Annotated in this window: 17 protein-coding genes and 1 pseudogene; 13 read left to right on the forward strand and 5 right to left on the reverse strand. The window is 35.9% G+C overall.

What is annotated here, in order from left to right; all coding sequences use genetic code 11:
- Nucleotides 1–116: 116 nt before the first annotated feature.
- Nucleotides 117–1,022: a COX15/CtaA family protein gene (locus ACFSUL_RS10145; protein ID WP_377935024.1), complete on the reverse strand. Its 906-nt coding sequence runs from the start codon at nucleotides 1,020–1,022 to the stop codon at nucleotides 117–119.
- Nucleotides 1,023–1,742: 720 nt separating this feature from the next.
- On the opposite strand from ACFSUL_RS10145, the gene cyoE reads away from it, so the two are divergent.
- From cyoE to ACFSUL_RS10185, 8 genes are all read left to right on the forward strand, one after another.
- Nucleotides 1,743–2,657 carry a heme o synthase gene (gene cyoE, locus ACFSUL_RS10150; protein ID WP_377935026.1) on the forward strand — a complete coding sequence of 305 codons (915 nt, stop codon included), beginning with the start codon at nucleotides 1,743–1,745 and terminating at the stop codon, nucleotides 2,655–2,657.
- Nucleotides 2,658–2,756: 99 nt separating this feature from the next.
- Nucleotides 2,757–3,830, forward strand: coding sequence for a cytochrome c oxidase subunit II (coxB, locus tag ACFSUL_RS10155; RefSeq protein ID WP_377935028.1), 1,074 nt, complete (start codon nucleotides 2,757–2,759; stop codon nucleotides 3,828–3,830).
- A 30-nt stretch (nucleotides 3,831–3,860) separates the two neighbouring features.
- Complete coding sequence (ctaD, locus tag ACFSUL_RS10160) at nucleotides 3,861–5,741, forward strand: cytochrome c oxidase subunit I (protein WP_377935030.1); 1,881 nt, start codon at nucleotides 3,861–3,863, stop codon at nucleotides 5,739–5,741.
- Nucleotides 5,741–6,370: a cytochrome (ubi)quinol oxidase subunit III gene (locus ACFSUL_RS10165; RefSeq protein WP_377935032.1), complete on the forward strand. Its 630-nt coding sequence runs from the start codon at nucleotides 5,741–5,743 to the stop codon at nucleotides 6,368–6,370. Before ctaD ends, ACFSUL_RS10165 begins: the two co-directional genes overlap by 1 nt.
- Nucleotides 6,371–6,374: 4 nt before the next feature.
- Complete coding sequence (gene ctaF / locus ACFSUL_RS10170; protein WP_071412952.1) at nucleotides 6,375–6,707, forward strand: cytochrome c oxidase subunit IVB; 333 nt, start codon at nucleotides 6,375–6,377, stop codon at nucleotides 6,705–6,707.
- A 250-nt stretch (nucleotides 6,708–6,957) separates the two neighbouring features.
- The gene (gene ctaG / locus ACFSUL_RS10175) at nucleotides 6,958–7,875 is read left to right on the forward strand and encodes a cytochrome c oxidase assembly factor CtaG (protein WP_377935034.1); all 918 of its coding nucleotides are present in this window, start codon (nucleotides 6,958–6,960) and stop codon (nucleotides 7,873–7,875) included.
- Between the two features lie 88 nt (nucleotides 7,876–7,963).
- Nucleotides 7,964–8,428 carry a DUF420 domain-containing protein gene (locus ACFSUL_RS10180; protein WP_071412950.1) on the forward strand — a complete coding sequence of 155 codons (465 nt, stop codon included), beginning with the start codon at nucleotides 7,964–7,966 and terminating at the stop codon, nucleotides 8,426–8,428.
- 344 nt (nucleotides 8,429–8,772) lie between these two features.
- On the forward strand, nucleotides 8,773–9,921 hold the full coding sequence (locus tag ACFSUL_RS10185) for a GNAT family N-acetyltransferase (protein WP_377935037.1): 1,149 nt from the start codon (nucleotides 8,773–8,775) through the stop codon (nucleotides 9,919–9,921).
- Between the two features lie 96 nt (nucleotides 9,922–10,017).
- On the opposite strand, the gene ytvI is transcribed toward ACFSUL_RS10185, so the two are convergent.
- Both ytvI and ACFSUL_RS10195 read right to left on the reverse strand, forming a co-directional pair.
- Nucleotides 10,018–11,076, reverse strand: a complete 1,059-nt coding sequence (gene ytvI / locus ACFSUL_RS10190) for a sporulation integral membrane protein YtvI (protein ID WP_377935039.1) — start codon at nucleotides 11,074–11,076, stop codon at nucleotides 10,018–10,020.
- Nucleotides 11,077–11,323: 247 nt separating this feature from the next.
- On the reverse strand, nucleotides 11,324–11,683 hold the full coding sequence (locus tag ACFSUL_RS10195) for a YugN family protein (protein WP_377935041.1): 360 nt from the start codon (nucleotides 11,681–11,683) through the stop codon (nucleotides 11,324–11,326).
- A 455-nt stretch (nucleotides 11,684–12,138) separates the two neighbouring features.
- Between ACFSUL_RS10195 and ACFSUL_RS10200 the strand changes: the two genes are divergently transcribed.
- Nucleotides 12,139–13,104 carry a CAP domain-containing protein gene (locus tag ACFSUL_RS10200; RefSeq protein WP_377935043.1) on the forward strand — a complete coding sequence of 322 codons (966 nt, stop codon included), beginning with the start codon at nucleotides 12,139–12,141 and terminating at the stop codon, nucleotides 13,102–13,104.
- A gap of 99 nt (nucleotides 13,105–13,203) precedes the next feature.
- Here the strand turns inward: ACFSUL_RS10200 and ACFSUL_RS10205 are convergent, their stop codons facing one another.
- Nucleotides 13,204–13,707 carry a PaaI family thioesterase gene (locus ACFSUL_RS10205; protein ID WP_377935045.1) on the reverse strand — a complete coding sequence of 168 codons (504 nt, stop codon included), beginning with the start codon at nucleotides 13,705–13,707 and terminating at the stop codon, nucleotides 13,204–13,206.
- A 167-nt stretch (nucleotides 13,708–13,874) separates the two neighbouring features.
- Nucleotides 13,875–15,050, reverse strand: a pseudogene (gene tnpB / locus ACFSUL_RS10210) (IS200/IS605 family element RNA-guided endonuclease TnpB).
- A 228-nt stretch (nucleotides 15,051–15,278) separates the two neighbouring features.
- On the opposite strand from tnpB, the gene ACFSUL_RS10215 reads away from it, so the two are divergent.
- From ACFSUL_RS10215 to ACFSUL_RS10230, 4 genes are all read left to right on the forward strand, one after another.
- Nucleotides 15,279–15,701: a YlbD family protein gene (locus ACFSUL_RS10215; RefSeq protein WP_377935047.1), complete on the forward strand. Its 423-nt coding sequence runs from the start codon at nucleotides 15,279–15,281 to the stop codon at nucleotides 15,699–15,701.
- Nucleotides 15,702–15,722: 21 nt separating this feature from the next.
- Nucleotides 15,723–15,968: a YlbE-like family protein gene (locus ACFSUL_RS10220; protein ID WP_377935049.1), complete on the forward strand. Its 246-nt coding sequence runs from the start codon at nucleotides 15,723–15,725 to the stop codon at nucleotides 15,966–15,968.
- Between the two features lie 227 nt (nucleotides 15,969–16,195).
- On the forward strand, nucleotides 16,196–16,585 hold the full coding sequence (locus ACFSUL_RS10225; RefSeq protein ID WP_377935051.1) for a hypothetical protein: 390 nt from the start codon (nucleotides 16,196–16,198) through the stop codon (nucleotides 16,583–16,585).
- A gap of 99 nt (nucleotides 16,586–16,684) precedes the next feature.
- On the forward strand, nucleotides 16,685–17,128 hold the full coding sequence (locus ACFSUL_RS10230; protein ID WP_377935053.1) for a YlbF family regulator: 444 nt from the start codon (nucleotides 16,685–16,687) through the stop codon (nucleotides 17,126–17,128).
- The last annotated feature ends 284 nt before the right edge of the window (nucleotides 17,129–17,412 follow it).

Here is a 17,412-nt window from a genome sequence, read left to right on the forward strand (position 1 = left end):
ACAAGAAAATGCCACAAAAAATTTGCGGCATTTTCATTGACGTAATCTTTTTTCAACACAGTGAAAACGAGGCTAACCAAAAGGTTAGCCTCGTTTTCATGTGAAATATTCTTTTGTTATTCTTGAAGCTTACTTCTCGAGCAAAGTAAAACAAAATAGCATAGTAAACCGAATAAACAGGAAATAATAAGAGCATGAAATAAAGCAAGTCCAAGGTTTAATCTTGTAATAACGACAAATGCCCCTGATATTACTTGTAGCGTTACTAAACTAAAAGCAATAATCCATCCTCCATAAAGAACTTTTTGGTGCTTATGATGTTTTATGGCGATATACGTGATGTAAGCAATCCATAAGAATATTAGCCCTGCAGCAGTTCTGTGACCCATCTGAATCCATTCATACATATTTGTTGGAAACATAGGATTGGAATTTACACAAAGCGGCCAGTCGGGACAAACTAAACTAGATTTTGTATGTCTCACTAATGCTCCAGTATATACAACAATATAACTGTACAATGTCACACCGATAATGTGAAATCTCATCTGTTTATTAATGATAAGTTTATCTGCTTCAAACTTATTATCTACTTCAAATATCAATAATGTAAGCAACAACACTGCCGTAAATGATATAAGTGATATACCAAAATGCAATGCCAGAACAAAATCAGATTGTGCCCAGATTACAGCAGCAGCGCCTATTAATGCTTGAAGTACAAGGAAAAAGAAAGATAGAAATGATAGGAATTTCGTTTCTCTTTTATATCCAATAGCCTTCCAAGACCATATCGATAACGCCAGTACTAACAATCCAACCGCACCAGAGACAACTCTATGGGCGAGTTCAATAACTAATTCAAATGTGATGTTACTAGGTATTAGCTGCCCATGGCAAAGAGGCCAAGATCTACCGCATCCCATCCCGGATTCTGTTTTTGTTACTAGTGCTCCGCCAAGTAAGACAAAAAGCATACCAAGGGTTGTGATAACAGCTAACCATTTTAATCCTTTGTGCAAAGCTATTCACCTTCTTTTAAAATAAAAACATGGTTGTATTAAATGAAATTACGTAAAAAAATACATTATAATAAAAAAACATTCGCATTTTCGATGATACCGAATAAGGGTAAGAAACTCAACCAAAAAAATGTTACAGAATGGTGATAAAGTGAAACTTCAATGAATGTTTTTTTATTGCCTATAGACCTCAATTGATTTAACTAAACTTTTACTACCATATCGGTAAGTTTCACTGTATCTCATTGAGTAGGGAATTACTGAAGTTTACAAAATGTAGGAAATCCACTAGTGAGGTTTTTGTAGACGATATTGCTAGTTATTTTAGGATAGAGTTTTGCGAAGTTGTTTAATATGAACGTAAGGTAATAATCACGGGAATAATGTGATATTTTCTAACTTTCATTAGATCTATGTAAACGTTTTTAATATTTTTATGTTATCATAATTATGGAATGCAATGGTTGATACAGGAGTTAGAATTATCCTTCACAATTTCTTCACAATTCTATTTAAATCATTAACAAAAAGGCAATAATATATGGTTTAATATTATATTGACAGCCATTTTAAGAAATTTGAGGAAAATAATGTGTTTGATATTATTTTTGTTTTATAGTGAAATACTAATTATTTATAGAAATGGCTTTTGTTTTCCTATATAGTAGAAGAGGTAGATTAAAGCCTCTGTTTTTTTACATATATGAGAGGAGGGGGAAAATGTCGAACAGCAGAGTAGTGGCAAATATTAAGGAAGCAGACCTTCCTAACACAACGGCATGGAAAGATTTCTTATCTCTAATAAAAATTGGAATTGTTAATTCTAATCTCATAACAACTTTTACTGGAATGTGGTTAGCTTTCTATTTTACTAATACACATTTTTTACAAGCACTGGACGTTATGGTTCTGACTTTGTTAGGGTCTTCCCTGATTATTGCTGGATCATGTAGTATAAATAACTACATTGACAGAGATATAGATCACCTAATGGAAAGGACAAAAAGTCGTCCTACCGTAACAGGTAAAATAACTGGTTCAAAAGTATTGATGTTAGGTCTTATTATGGTTGCATGTGGAACAATAATGCTGTTTATGACTACTGTTACAGCAGGAATTATTGGTATAATTGGTATTATCAGCTATGTAGGCTTATATTCAATGTGGACAAAACGAAAATATGTAAGTAACACGATTGTTGGAAGTATTTCAGGAGCAGTTCCTCCATTAATAGGGTGGGCTGCAGTTGACGCGAATCTTGATATTATTGCTTGGGTTTTATTTTTAATGATGTTCATTTGGCAGCCGCCTCATTTCTATGCTCTAGCAATGAAAAGGGTAGAGGAATATAGAGCAGCAAATGTCCCTATGCTTCCTGTTGTGAAAGGTTTTGCTACTACAAAGAATCATATCGTAGCATGGGTAGTAGCTCTTTTACCGCTACCGTTTTTCTTGCTAGATTTGGGAATCTTTTTCTTTATTCTTGCAACAGCATTCAATATTGGATGGCTTGTTTTAGGAATTGCAGGATATAAGATGAAAGATGATATTAAGTGGTCAAAATTAATGTTTGTATATTCATTAAATTATTTGACTATCTTGTTTGTAGCGATGGTAATCGTTACGGTCGTTTAAGTTATTGGGAATTCTTTCTAATAAGAAATCCATATATATAATCTTAGGAGTCCTTGTTAATCTCAAGTACACTACATGAAAGAGGGGTTTGATTAAGCTATGAAAGCAAGGCTATCAAAGTGGCGCTTATTCTCATTAGTAGCAATAGTTGCGCTTGTCCTTTCTGGTTGTGGGGAACCATTCTTATCCACTTTACAACCAGCGGGTGAAGTTGCTAAGACTCAGTATGATTTAATGATTTTGAGTACAGCGATTATGGTTATAGTGATCTTGGCAGTAGTTATTGTATACGTTATTGCGATAATTCGCTTTCGCCGTAAAAAAGTAGGTAATAAAGTACCTAAACAAGTAGAAGGAAATCATAAACTTGAAATTATTTGGACTACTATTCCAATCCTTCTTCTTTTGGTTCTAGCTGTACCAACTGTATCTACAACATTTAGTCTAGATGATACAAAAGCTATGGAAAAAGATAGTGAAGGAAACCGTGAAGCACTTGTCATTAATGTACGTGCAAATCTTTACTGGTGGGAATTTGAATATCCTGACCAAGGGATTATTACTTCCCAGGATTTAGTTGTCCCTACCGATCAGAAAGTTTATTTTAATCTTCACGCTTCTGATGTAAAACATTCATTTTGGATTCCAGCTGTAGGTGGGAAATTGGATACAAACGTAGACGGTGTCAACCAATTTTTCTTGGAATTTGACAATGAAAAAGCAAAAGAAGCAGAGAATCTATTCTATGGAAAATGTGCTGAGCTTTGTGGTCCATCTCATGCATTAATGGACTTTAAAGTAAAGGCGATGCCTGAAGCTGAATTTGATTCTTGGGTTAAAAATATGCAAAATGCTGAAGAGCACAAGCCAACTACGGCTAAGGCACAAGAAGGGCAAGAAATTTTTAACCAAAAATGTTTAAGCTGTCATGCAGTTTCACCTCAAGATGGTCGCCCAGAACAGGCGCGTATGGCACCTAACCTTGCTACCTTTGGTGAACGTTCACGTATTGCTGGTATTTTAGAGCATGATGAAGAACAGCTGAAAAACTGGATAAGAGATCCTGAAGCTTATAAACCAGGAAATAAAATGACAGGTACTTATGGGGAATTAAGTGAATCTGAATTGGATGCCCTTGCAGAATACTTAATGGGCTTAAAAGTACAAGAATAGGTCAGGAATTAGTAAAAGGGAGGTTTAATCGTGAGTAGCTATGCACAGAAAAAAGGCTTCGGTGCAACGTTGTGGGACTACTTAACTACAGTAGATCATAAGAAAATAGCGATTCTGTACTTGGTTGCAGGAGGCTTCTTCTTCCTACTCGGTGGTCTAGAAGCGCTTATTATTCGTATACAGCTTGCAGTACCTAATAGTGATTTTATTAGTGCTGGCTTATACAATGAAGTATTAACAATGCACGGAACAACAATGATATTCTTAGCAGCAATGCCACTGGTGTTTGCATTTATGAATGCTGTTGTACCACTTCAAATTGGTGCTCGTGATGTTGCGTTTCCATTTTTAAACTCTTTAGGGTTTTGGTTATTCTTCTTTGGAGGAGTTTTCCTTAATCTATCATGGTTTTTAGGTGGAGCACCTGATGCTGGATGGACTTCCTATGCATCACTTTCAATGGCATCGGAAGGACACGGTGTTGATTTTTATGCACTAGGGTTACAAATATCCGGTGCTGGTACTTTGATTGGTGGTATTAACTTCCTAGTCACCATTATTAATATGCGTGCACCGGGTATGACATATATGCGTATGCCACTGTTCTCTTGGACAGCATTTGTTACATCATCACTAATTTTATTTGCATTTCCTGCTCTAACAGTAGGTATCTTCCTATTGATGTTTGACCGTATGTTCGGTTCAAATTTCTTCGATGTTGCAGCAGGTGGTAATACAATTATCTGGGAGCACTTATTCTGGATCTTTGGACATCCAGAAGTATACATTCTGGTTTTACCAGCGTTTGGTATTTTCTCGGAAATTATTCCACACTTCTCTAGAAAACGATTATTCGGATATTCATCTATGGTATTCGCAACAGTTTTAATCGGTTTCTTAGGATTCATGGTATGGGCTCACCACATGTTCACAGTAGGTCTTGGTCCAATTGCTAATGCTATTTTTGCTGTAGCGACAATGGCTATTGCTGTACCTACAGGTATAAAAGTGTTTAACTGGCTCTTAACAATGTGGGGAGGAAGTATTAAGTTTACAACTCCTATGCTTTATGCTGTAGCTTTTATTCCAACATTTATTATGGGTGGGGTAACAGGTGTTATGTTAGCGGCTGCACCTGCCGATTATCAATACCATGACACATATTTTGTTGTCGCTCACTTCCACTATGTAATTGTTGGAGGGGTAGTATTTGCTTTATTAGCAGGTACACACTACTATTGGCCGAAGATGTTTGGTACAATGCTTAATGAATTCCTAGGGAAAATCAGTTTCTGGTTATTCTTTATTGGATTCCATTTAACATTCTTTATCCAGCATTTCTTAGGTTTAATGGGGATGCCTCGCCGTATATGGACATTCCTTCCTGGTCAAGGATTGGAAACAGGTAACCTTGTCAGTTCCGTCGGAGCTGCTTTTATGGGAGTAGCTGTTATCATCTTGCTTATTAACGTCATTTCAACTCAAGTAAAAGGTGTGAAAGTTGGAAATGACCCTTGGGATGGAGATGGACGTACTCTTGAGTGGGCACTACCATCACCGCCACCATTCTATAACTTTAAGCAACTTCCACTTGTACGTGGATTAGATGCGTATTGGATCGAGAAAATGGAAGGTAGAAAAGAGCTTACTCCAGCAGAACCAATAGGTGATATTCATATGCCTAATAACTCTTTCTTACCATTTGTCATGTCTTTAGGGCTTTTCATCGCTGCATTTGGTGCGATGTACAATGTCGATGATAAAGCTTGGGCAATTCCAGTTTTAGTTATTGGAATGCTAATTACTTTTGGAGCAATGTTCTTACGTTCTGTCATTGACGACCATGGTTACCATGTTCATAAAGAGGATTTGATGGATGACGATAACAACGATAAGGGGGGCAAGGCATAATGAACGTTGAAGAAAAATTCACGCCAAAAACATGGCCAGCCTCGCCTGAAAAGGCAACCCTTGAAGGGAAAAATAAATTCATGGGATTCTGGTTCTTCCTTGGGGGAGAAACAGTTCTCTTCGCTTCTCTTTTTGCAACGTATCTTGCATTGAAAGATAAGGTTCCAAGTAAAGATCATGCTTTAGCTGCTGATTTATTTGAACTTCCACTTGTTTTTCTAACTACTGTGATACTTTTGACAAGTTCACTAACAAGTGTTTATGCAATGTATCATATGAAAAATTACAATTTCAAACGTATGCAGGCTTGGTTGCTTGTTACTGTTCTTTTAGGTGCTGCATTTTTAGGTTTGGAAATTTATGAGTTCAATCATTATGTTCATGAGTTTGGGCATACCTTTACTAGTAGTGCATTCGGTTCTGCATTTTACACATTAGTAGGATTCCATGGAGCCCACGTTGCATTTGGTCTCTGTTGGATAGTAAGCCTTATGGTTCGTAATGCTAAACGTGGATTAACTCTATATAATGCACCGAAGTTTTATGTTGCGTCGTTATATTGGCACTTTATCGACGTTGTATGGTTATTTATCTTTACAGTAGTATACTTAATGGGAATGGTGGGATAAACTGATGGCGAATCAACAATCAACTTCAGGTAACCCAAGTGTGGATTATGAGTATCGTCGTAAAAAAAATGCACAAGAAATGAAAATGCAAGTAACATCTTACATGCTAATGATATTTTTGACATTAGTTGCGTTCGTTGCAGTAGCAGGTGGGTTTGATAAGTATTTTATTATACCTTTCATTCTTTTACTTGCGGTAGTACAGTTAATACTTCAACTATACTATTTCATGCATATGAGCCACAAAGGACATGAGGCTCCATCACTGTTTCTATATTCAGGAGCATTAGTTGGGTTCTTAACAGTTCTTACTTTCTTGACAATTGTTTGGCTCTAATAAGTGGGAAGTCAGCCGTTTTTACGGCTGGCTTTTTATTTTTATAGACTATTCATTTATGAATAACTTTTTCACTAGAATAGTCTATGGCTAACTCTAATACTTAGCTCCTCGAGTTTAAATATACAAGGGGACGTTTCTATATCGGTATATAAAGAATTGTCAAGAACTTGTCATTAGCTTACATTGATGTAGCAATTTAATATGGTTATAATGAATGTAGGCATTAAGTTTGAAATGAGGTGAGGAAATGCCATTAGGTATATTTGGATTTTTTGCTCTATGGAGCCCGTTCTTTTTAGTAGCTATTCTTTTTATGACGGTAGTATATTTTTTAATTACGATAAAGTGGAGAAACAGTTTCAAGGAAAGTCGTAGGTTATCATGGAAAGAAGCTAGTTTTTTTATTGCAGCAATGTTAATCCTCTATACAGCGGAGGGATCACCTGTTGATGTTTTAAGTGGAATATTGTTTTCTATGCATATGACCCAAATGGCTCTATTATTCCTAGTTTGTACTCCATTACTTATCTTGGGGATACCGGATTGGGTTTGGAAATCAGTAATTGACCTTCCTGTAGTTAAGCCAATTATGAAATTTATGTCAAAACCGTTAATTGCATTGATTTCTTTTAACGCTATTTTTTCCATATATCACATACCATTAGTTTTTGATAATGTCCGTACGGATGCTACTTTACATGGTATATATACTTCTGTATTGTTCATTCTTTCTTTCTTTATGTGGTGGAAGTTATTAAGTAAAGTGGATGGTCAGTCTGGATTAAGCGGATTGAAGAAAATGGGTTATATTTTAGGTAGTGCTGTTCTGTTGACTCCGGCATGCGGATTAATTATATTTGCTAATGATCCTCTATACGCAACATATTATGATTCATCTACATGGCTTCAGGCGCTTGCTCTGTGTGTCCCTATTGATACATTGCAAGGATTAAGTTTATCTGGTCCAGAAGTATTCACTTCCATGCCGCTGATTGATGACCAACAACTTGGTGGAGTCATTATGAAAATTATCCAAGAAATAGTCTTTGGTATTGTGTTAGCAAATTTGTTTTTCCAATGGTATCGAAAAGATCAGGAGGAACAACAAGAGCTTTCTTATGATCCAATTGGTATTCGTTCGGATGCACCGGATACTATAAAGTAATAGGATAACTGACATAGGTGCGAGTGTAGCTATGTCAGTTGCATTCATACATACTACTATATATGAAATAAATGAAAAGTGAGGAAAGATGATGGCCGTACCGATACTTCCCACTATTAGTACAACTTTTATTGTTCTAAGTGCAATAACAGTTGCAGTTGGATGGTGGCAAATCAAACAAAGAAATATTGAAAAGCATCAAAAAACAATGACATTAGCTGGTATTTTTGCTCTTATATTCTTTGTAATATATGCAAGCAGGACTATCTTTATAGGAAACACCTCATTTGGTGGACCAGACGATATAAAAATATATTATACGATATTTTTAATTTTCCACATTACATTAGCTACTACTGGGGCCGTTTTTGGTATCGTCTCGCTATGGACAGGCTATAAAAAGAATTTTAAAATACATCGAAAATTAGGTCCTATTACAAGTATAATATGGTTTGCTACTGCGATAACAGGCGTGGCTGTATATATGCTCCTATATGTTTTATATAAAGGTGGAGAGACAACCTCTGTTATCAAGGCTATATTGGGTACTTAAAAAAACGATTTCCAATTTTAATTGGAAATCGTTTTTTTTGTTTGTTAAGGAAATTATAAAATATTCGCATGTGGATAACTCAAAAATTAAAGTGGTTTGTCTAGTTACAGCGGCTAGCCCCTCGAGGTCATAAGCCAAGCATCCCAAAAAAGCAAAGAAAGCCTTTCTAGGATGCTCGTCTTATGGCTGATCAAGGCGCTTCCGCTTTTGTTCCTACTAGCGGCTCTTTGCTGTTTCTCGAAAATCCTTGTTGCGTCTTGGGCTAGAAAACCTTTTCCACTTTTGTTTTTTTTAAAAGGAGATAAAAAACGATTGTAGAATTTTAATAGTGGGGGTGGATTATATTGATTAAACGATTAAGGCAAGAGGATTATGAAGATATAGTTACTCTATCAGAATATGCATTTCAATATAAATTAAAAGATGAGGATAAAGAGGCAAAACGAAAGCAATTCCAAACACAAATTATATTAGGAATAAAAGAAAGGGAGACACTTGCTGCGAAGTTGCACATTATTCCACTCGAAGTTTATATGGGGAATGCACGATATAATATGGGAGGAATAGCGAGCGTTTCAACCTACCCAGAGTATAGGAGAAAAGGATATGTCCGCAAATTATTAGCTGAATCCTTGAGTGTAATGAAAGATAATAATCAAACGGTGTCCATGTTACATCCTTTTCAGGTTGGATTTTATCGGAAATTTGGTTGGGAGTTATTTGTTAATCTGAAGAAGGTATCGGTTACGCAAGAGGAGTTAAAACCATTTCCTAGTAAGCGTGGAAAGATCAAACGTTATAATAAACATGATTTTCCTGATGATTTGTACAAACTATATGACCTGTATGCCAAAGACTATAATGGTGGTATTTACAGAACTAAGGACTGGTGGAAAGAGAGAAGTATAGCGGATTTGACTGTTGGGGTTTACTTTAATGATTCAGATGAAGCACAAGGATATATACTTTATACAATTAAGGACCGGAAAATGAAAGTAGAAGAAATGATTAGTATTACTCCCGACGCAAAAAAGGGTTTGTGGAATTTTATTTGTCAACATGATTCGATGATTAGTGGGGTAGATTTAGTTTTACAAAATAATGATCCATTAGTTTTTATGCTACAAAACCCTAGAGTGAAAACGGAAATCCATCCATATTTTATGGCAAGAATCGTTGATGTCGAGGGATTCCTACTCCAGCATCTTAATAATATTGCAGAGGAAGTACATCTTTTGTTAACGGTAAGAGATGAAGTGGCAACATGGAATAACAAAACCTTTTCCGTTAGTTGTGACAATGTAAAAGAAACACTAGTTTCCAATCAAAAGGATATCACAATGAGTATCCAGGCACTTGCAGCATTGGCTTTTGGTGTCTATAATGCTAAGCAGTTGAATGATATGGGACTCATCAAAACAACAAGAGAACAAACCGAGCAATTAACAATTCTTTTTCCTGAAAGCGGCCCTTTTTTTAGTGACTTTTTCTAATAAAACAGGAAAGAGGCTGATCAAAGCATTTTTAGCTTTTGATTAGCCTCTCTAACACGATAAACCTTTTTCTACAGTATAGAAACTTCTAGGAAGTTAAATTTTAAAATTCCATTTTATAATACCCGCTTCTTTTGCTGAATTAAATATTATTAACAATAATGGACCGACGATAAAACCAAGTATGCCGAGAAGTTTAAGACCTAGGTACATTGCTATTAGAGTTGCTAATGGTGATAAGCCGATATGAGTCCCCATAACCTTTGGCTCAACGGTTCTTCTAATAATTAAAAGTACTGCCGCCAGAATGGCTAATTGGGTACCTTCTGGAATATTACCCGTTAATAAATGAAAAATCGCCCAAGGACCAAGGATAACAATACTGCCGATAATTGGGATAAAATCAATAAGCCATATAATTATTGACATAACAACAGCAACTTCTGGAGCTATAATTAATAGCCCGATTAAGGAGACGACAAAAATGATAATACTGACAAGAAATTGAGCTTTGAAAAAACCAAAAATGACATAAGAAAGTCGGGATGTCATAAAATTGACTTTTTCCGCCGTGCTTTCTTTAAAACGGCTATAGATAGATTTCTTTATTCCAGGAAGGTCGAGCATAAAAAGAAACAACGCAATAAGGTAAACAAGAAAGCTAACTAAATAGTCCGGTATATAGGATAAAAAGGCACTTATTTTTTCTATGTTTAAGGAATTTAATAAACTATTCTTAAATCCAGTTAGAAATTTTTGTACTTCACCGCTAAACTCAGTCACTACTTCATCTGGAAGATCTTTTGCTGCATCAAGCAGCTTTTCTTCATAGTCAAGCCAAATATCCGTAAGTTGATTTATGTATTTAGGGGTGTTCTCAATTAGTTGTACCCCTTCACCAACTACCTTTGTTGTAATAAAGAAGGTAGATACTCCAATCAATAGTAGGAATAAAATAAAAACAACTAACACAGAAACTTTTCTATTAGCAGAAAATCTTCTTTGAATAAACTTTACTGCCGGTTCTAGAAATAGGGCTGTTACTATAGCAGCTATTAGGGGAACAGAAACGGGCAGGATGAAGTAAGCAATAACCGCCAAAATTAGAATCGTTGTGATAATCATCATCACTTTTTTATTTAAAAACTTTTTCAACATTGTACCCCTTTCTAAATAAACGAAAGCTATTATAAATATTATATTAGAGTGTTAAAGAATTGAACAGTAATTAGAGGAAATATTCGAAAAGAGGGTTATTTTTAACAAAAGATAAAAGTTTTACCTACTTACTCAAATTTAACCATAAACAACATAAACTAGAGCTATCCTAATTATGTTATTACTCAGCCAACTTATTAATATTAAGAAAAGGACCGCTCATGAAGGGCAGTCCTTTAACCAATTAATATGCGAATGCTTCAACATCCTTTTTGACATCCGCAAGAACTTTTTCACATGTTTTTACTAAATGTTTCGGGAAGTCTTCTCCCTCACCATATTCAACACCATGTGGATAATAATGTTTTCCTAATAGTGGAGTCATTAATTGAATAATTGCGTCATGTTTACCAACATCACCTTCTACAACATGACCTTGAATTCGTAAATAATATGTACCTTCTCTAACTTCAAATTTGTGGTCATATGTTACGCGCTCATAATCCCATTGTCCTTCACGAACAAGTCCGTGAGATTTCATAATTTCATCTAAGCGATTTAGATCACTTTTAAAAGTTTCCAAACCAGTCTCTTCAAAACGCATTATAAATCCCTCCTATATCTTCTATCGTATAATGATTTAACACTATATCAAAAATTCCTTCATTCTTTATAATAGTTGAATTTCTTTATTTCTGCAATGTGTTCGACATACGGAATATGGCAAATTTCTGAAAGGTGAATGATCTCTAGAGCTGTTTGTTTCTTCTAGGGTAGATGCTTTCTTTTTTTGTAGGCTACTCTTTATATTGCAATATTAAGTACTTCTATTTTAAGTAGGCTAATAAATGTGCTATTCTTAAAATAATAATTATTATTAATTCAAGGTATTAATTGAATATTATCAATACAGCAATAAAATATCATATACCTACTAAATGATAGAGAGGAGGCTAGCTACTGAAAACTTTAATTCGTATTCTCATTATTTTCGTCATTATTATTATCTTTACTGTTTATCAAAGCAATGAACAAGAGAATAAACCTCTTGAAGGTCCGATGAATGAAGAGCCGAAAGTGGATAAAGATAATAAAATACAGGATTCGAAATCATTACAAGAAAAGCAAAGACCTAAGTCCGGTCTTTCTCTATGGATAGGTAAAAGTGTGGAAGAAATGACAGCACAGTTTGGTGAGCCCAAGCGTATTGACAATTCCTCGTATGGATACGACTGGTGGGTGTATACTGTCTCCGAACAACAATATATACAATTTGCAATTGATAAAAGTAAAATAGTTTCGGTCTATGCAATTGGATCAGATGTGAATGCTTCGCCCTATACATTAGGACAAAGTTTAGAAGAGATATACCAATTTACAATCATTGAACAGGAAATCGTTATTAAGGACGGTAGTGGTTCTTATCAATTCGAACTAACAGAAGAAGATTTAAATACAAGACTTCTTGTTGAAGTCGGAGATATATACGCACAATTGTATTTGGACAAGTATACTGGAAAGTTGATGAGCGTAAGATTTTTAGATAAAGAAACTCTAATAAAAATGAGACCTTATGAAATGGTATACCGAGGTGAATTGGCGAAAGAAAAAGAGTTGACAGAAGAAGAGTGGGAAAAACATAATATGGGCAGTGAACAACAGATTTTTGATATAACCAATATTATTCGAAAACAGTTCAATAAATCTGTATTAAAGTGGGATGAAAAAACGGCAGTTGTTGCAAGAAAGCATAGTCAGGAAATGCTTGAAGAGGAATACTTTGCTCATGAATCACCTGTGTCGGGGTCACTTTCTGATCGATTAAATAAAGCAGATATCCCTTACCAAAAAGCAGGAGAAAATATAGCTGCCCAGTATATAGACGGACCTGCTGCAGTCCATGGCTGGTTAAATTCTGAAGGACACCGAAAAACCTTGCTTGAAAAAGACTTTACACATTTAGGAGTAGGTGTTTATCAAAAATATTATACACAAAACTTTCTAGAAGAGGTTAAAGGAATGTAAGAATAAAATAGAAACAATCTAATCAGGTACCCATTCTATATTAACAAATAAAAGTGCTAACACAATCGTGTTAGCACTTTTATTATTATGTAAGCTTAATCAATTATTAGTAGAGTTATTTTTTCTTTTAAAAATAAAAAATGATCCAGTACAATGGGCAATGGCCTTTCCATCATCATTCAACACACTTCCTTCTATAACTAATGTTTTAGAGCCTCGATGAACAATAGTAGCTTTTGCTGTAAGTTGTTCCCCTTTTCCTGGTGCTAAATAGTGGATGGTTAAGTTTGTCGTAACAGCTCCGTACTCATCCGGTAAGACGATGTTAGCAAGTGTTCCCATTGCAGAATCTATGAGAGTGGCTGTCACCCCGCCATGTACGATTCCAAGTGAGTTGTATATAACAGGGGTAATGGGCATCGTTACTTCTAGTTTTCCATCCCTCATTTCCCTTTTCATTCCATATATACCACCGATAAATGAGCCATTATCTTTAGTTTGTTTTCTGCGGACTCCATCAAGCAATTGTTTGATTGCCTGCAATTCTTCGTCGGTAGCATTATCTAGACATTCATTAAATAATAACTGTAAATTTTTTTTCACTTTTTAACATCCTTTATATTAGAATCTGTTTTTACACTTTGGGAAAAAATGGTCTAACTAGTATAAATATATTGAAAACTCAATTAGATTTTACTTTGAACTACCCCCACTTAGCAAGCCTGAAGTGAGGGATTCCTAAGAACTCCATTCTATCGAACAGATATTGATTAGGCGATCCCTGCCGTTCCGACAGTTACGAGACGAAGGGCTTCGTTCCGTAGATTCAATCCTGCGTTAATATCCCTTTGGTGATGACTTCCACAGGGAGGGCATGTCCACTCACGCAAAGCGAGATTTTTAACGTCTTTATTTTTGTACCCACAACACGAACAGAGTTGACTACTGGCAAAGTTTTTGGCAACAACGACGACTTTCTTGCCGTACCACTCTGCCTTGTATTCGAGCATCCGTTTGAACTGTGACCAAGCTACTTCACTAATAGCTTTGGAAAGATGGTTATTTTTTAACATGCCACTTACGGACAAATCTTCCAAGCCGATCACGTCGTGGTTTTTGACGAGATTGGTGGAAATTTTGTCTAAGTAATCTTTCCGCGTATTAGTGATAGCTTCATGAATACGAGCGACTTTTTTTCGTTATTTATCCCAATTTCCCCCACCTGTTTTCCGTCGTGAAAGAATGCGCTGTGCTTTTACTAGTTTTTCTTCCAATCTGCGGAACCATTTGGGGTTACCGAATACCTTTCCATCTGAAAGTGTCGCAAAATCTTTTAATCCGAGGTCCACACCGACAGCTGTATTTGTTTTGGACCATTCTTCTACCTCGGTTTCTGCAAGAATGGATACAAAATATTTTCCGCTAGGGTTTCGCCTAATCGTCGCATTGATAATCCGTCCCGTTACATCACGACTTTTCGCAAAACGAACCTTTCCAAGTTTCGGTAACTGGAGGTGCTTATCAAATACAGCGATATTTCCATTCGTTTGTTTTGTCGTGTACGATTGCACTTTATTCTTTTTGCTTTTAAAGCGAGGTGCTTTCGTTTGTTTTTTGTAATAGCGCTGGTAAGAATCAGCTAGGTTTTCAACCGATTTTTGAAGCGAAATACTGTCTACCTCTTTTAGAAAAAGATAGTGTTCTTTCAGTTGACGAACCGCCTTTACCATTTCATACTTATTGAAAAAGGAACCTTTCCATTCGTTGGTTGGGAGTTGCCCCTTTTGCTTCATTTCCTCCACGATGTACCAATAAGCATCCTTCTCTTTCTGTTTACCGTGAAAGAAGTTGTAGACGAATCTCGAACAGCCAATCGTTTTATTGATTAAATCAACTTGCTTTCTATTCGGGAAGATACGAAACGTAAAGGCTTTTTTGACTTGCATGATTTTCACCTCACCGCCAAGAACATTTGTTCTCATTGTATCATAGTGAGGAATATTTTGGCTATCGCCAACCGAAATTCATCTCCCCCTTACCGCTAGGATACATCCCATCTCGCGCTTGAAGAGGGAGTCTTCTTTCGGGAAATGATAAAAACTTTACCTTCACCAATTTTTTCATTCAAACATAAATTGTAGTAGATGTATGCCTTATACGTTGGAGGTGACACGATGACAAGAAAATTGCATCCCAAAGTTGCTGAATTCAAGTCTTTTGTAAAGAAACACCCTAAAATAATTAAGGATGTTAGAAATGGAACAGCACAGTGGCAGGATCTTTTTGAAGATTGGTATTTGCTCGGAGAAGAGGATTCTAGATGGGATGAGTACAGAGAAGGTAAAGATGAGGAGAAAAAAACTTCTCAAAACAGTGACGGCAATAAAGCGGGAAGTTGGATGGATCAAGTCCGGGAAATGGTGAAAAATATGGATGCTAATCAGTTACAAGGCCATATAAATAGTATTAGTGAAGCATTAGGTGCAGTTCAAGGGGTATTATCCCAATTTCAATCATCAAACTCGACTAAAGTCGCTTCCAAAATAGAGGAAACTTCCTCAAAACCTTCCCATCCGTTTTCCTTCCGAAAGGATTAAATAAAAGGGGATGTCACAAAAATGCGAAAGGACATTATTGACTATATTCATGGAAGTCAGGACTTGAAAAAGTTTTTACGAGGACAACCAAATTGGTATCGTACACTATCTAGAAATCCGCATGAAATTGAAAAATTTGAAATCGCGTCGATCAATCACTTTCAAAAAACGATTCCACATCAAGTCCAGAAATTTTCAAATGGAGTCCAAATGGCATCGCTTATGATGAATATGTTTCAATCAATGAATAGCACCACTGACGAATAGGTGCTATTTGTCTTTGAAAGGGAATGGTAAAAGTAAGTAACTGTTGGTAGGAATGGTGTCTGTTTAGTTTAGGCAGTTTGGGTTAGAGTTTTTTGTTACAAGAAACATTTTTTTAAATGACCTGCATTCTCATTTTTAACATTAATAATTTCTAATATAAATTATTAATGAATGTAGAGTAAAATATAGCAGGACTGCAAAGGCTATTAGTAAGGAGTGGTAACTGGATGAAACTATTAATAGTCTTAGCGATGTCGTTATTATTGATACTTACTGGCTGTAAAGAGGAAATCCCTGAACCTGAATCATTTAACCTTATTACCAAAGCAGAAGCAGCGACTAAAAAATCGAGTATTTCTGTAAAACATGTCGTACAGGGGAAGCAAGTCTACGTAGAGTGCGTCGTTCCAAATGTAACATTTTCAAGTAATAACGTCCGTAAACAAAAAGGAAAAATAGTTGTAACGGTTGATGGAAAAAGATATGAGGAGTATCGGACTGCGGCATTTATTATAAAAGGAATGAATAAAGGTGTACACCATCTAAAAGTAGATGTACAGGATTTGAACAATAAGCCACTTGGCATCTCCAAACAGTTTTATATAACAATCCCTTAACCTTTAGTTGCAAGTAAGATAAAAAAACCTGAATTTTAATATACAAGATTCGCTTACTTTCATAAAACATGTTAAAATACCGTTATGGAGGTGAGCTTCTTGCTTGCTACTATGGAAAGAATGCAGATTTTAGATCGAGCAGATGAATTATCCAGTTGGATCTTAGAATCAGATGTCGCAGAAAATTACAGGCAGTGTTTATATAAACTTCAAAGCGATGCACAAACCCAGAAGAAAATTAGGGATTTTACTAAAATGAAGGAAAGCTACGAAGAAGTTCAACGATTTGGACGGTATCATCCAGACTATAAAAAGGTCATGAAAGAAATTCGTGAACTAAAAAGAGATATGGATATGGATGAAAATGTAGCGGAATTTCGTCGTGCGGAAACTGAATTGCAAGATTTGTTAGACCATGTAAGCACACTTATTGGTGGCGCAGTGTCCGAACAAATTAAAGTTCCAACGGGTAACCCATTTTTCTCTGGAAGTTCGTGTGGAGGTGGCTGCGGCTCAGGCGGAAGCTGCGGATGCTCAGCTTAATAAGAAAAACGTAAGCGGCTTGGTCAGCACGCGAAGAAAATAGGGGTTTCCCTCAAAAGGCGCTCTTTGCCTTTAGAGGGAAACCATCTTTTTCACAGCGAGCTAGCCGCTGAAGCTAGACAAAGAAAAGCGTAAGCGGCTTGGTCAGCACGCCGAATTTAGACGAAAGGTTGTCACTTTATAGTTGGCAGCCTTTTTATTATTATAGGTTTTATTTTAAGGCTCTATAATATTTGTTGGGGTTAACACACAATAGAAGGCAAAATAAAACACGCAACCTTCCC

The sequence above is a fragment of the Bacillus seohaeanensis genome (assembly GCF_042684945.1).
Classification (GTDB): Bacteria; Bacillota; Bacilli; order Bacillales; family Bacillaceae_B; genus Rossellomorea; species Rossellomorea seohaeanensis.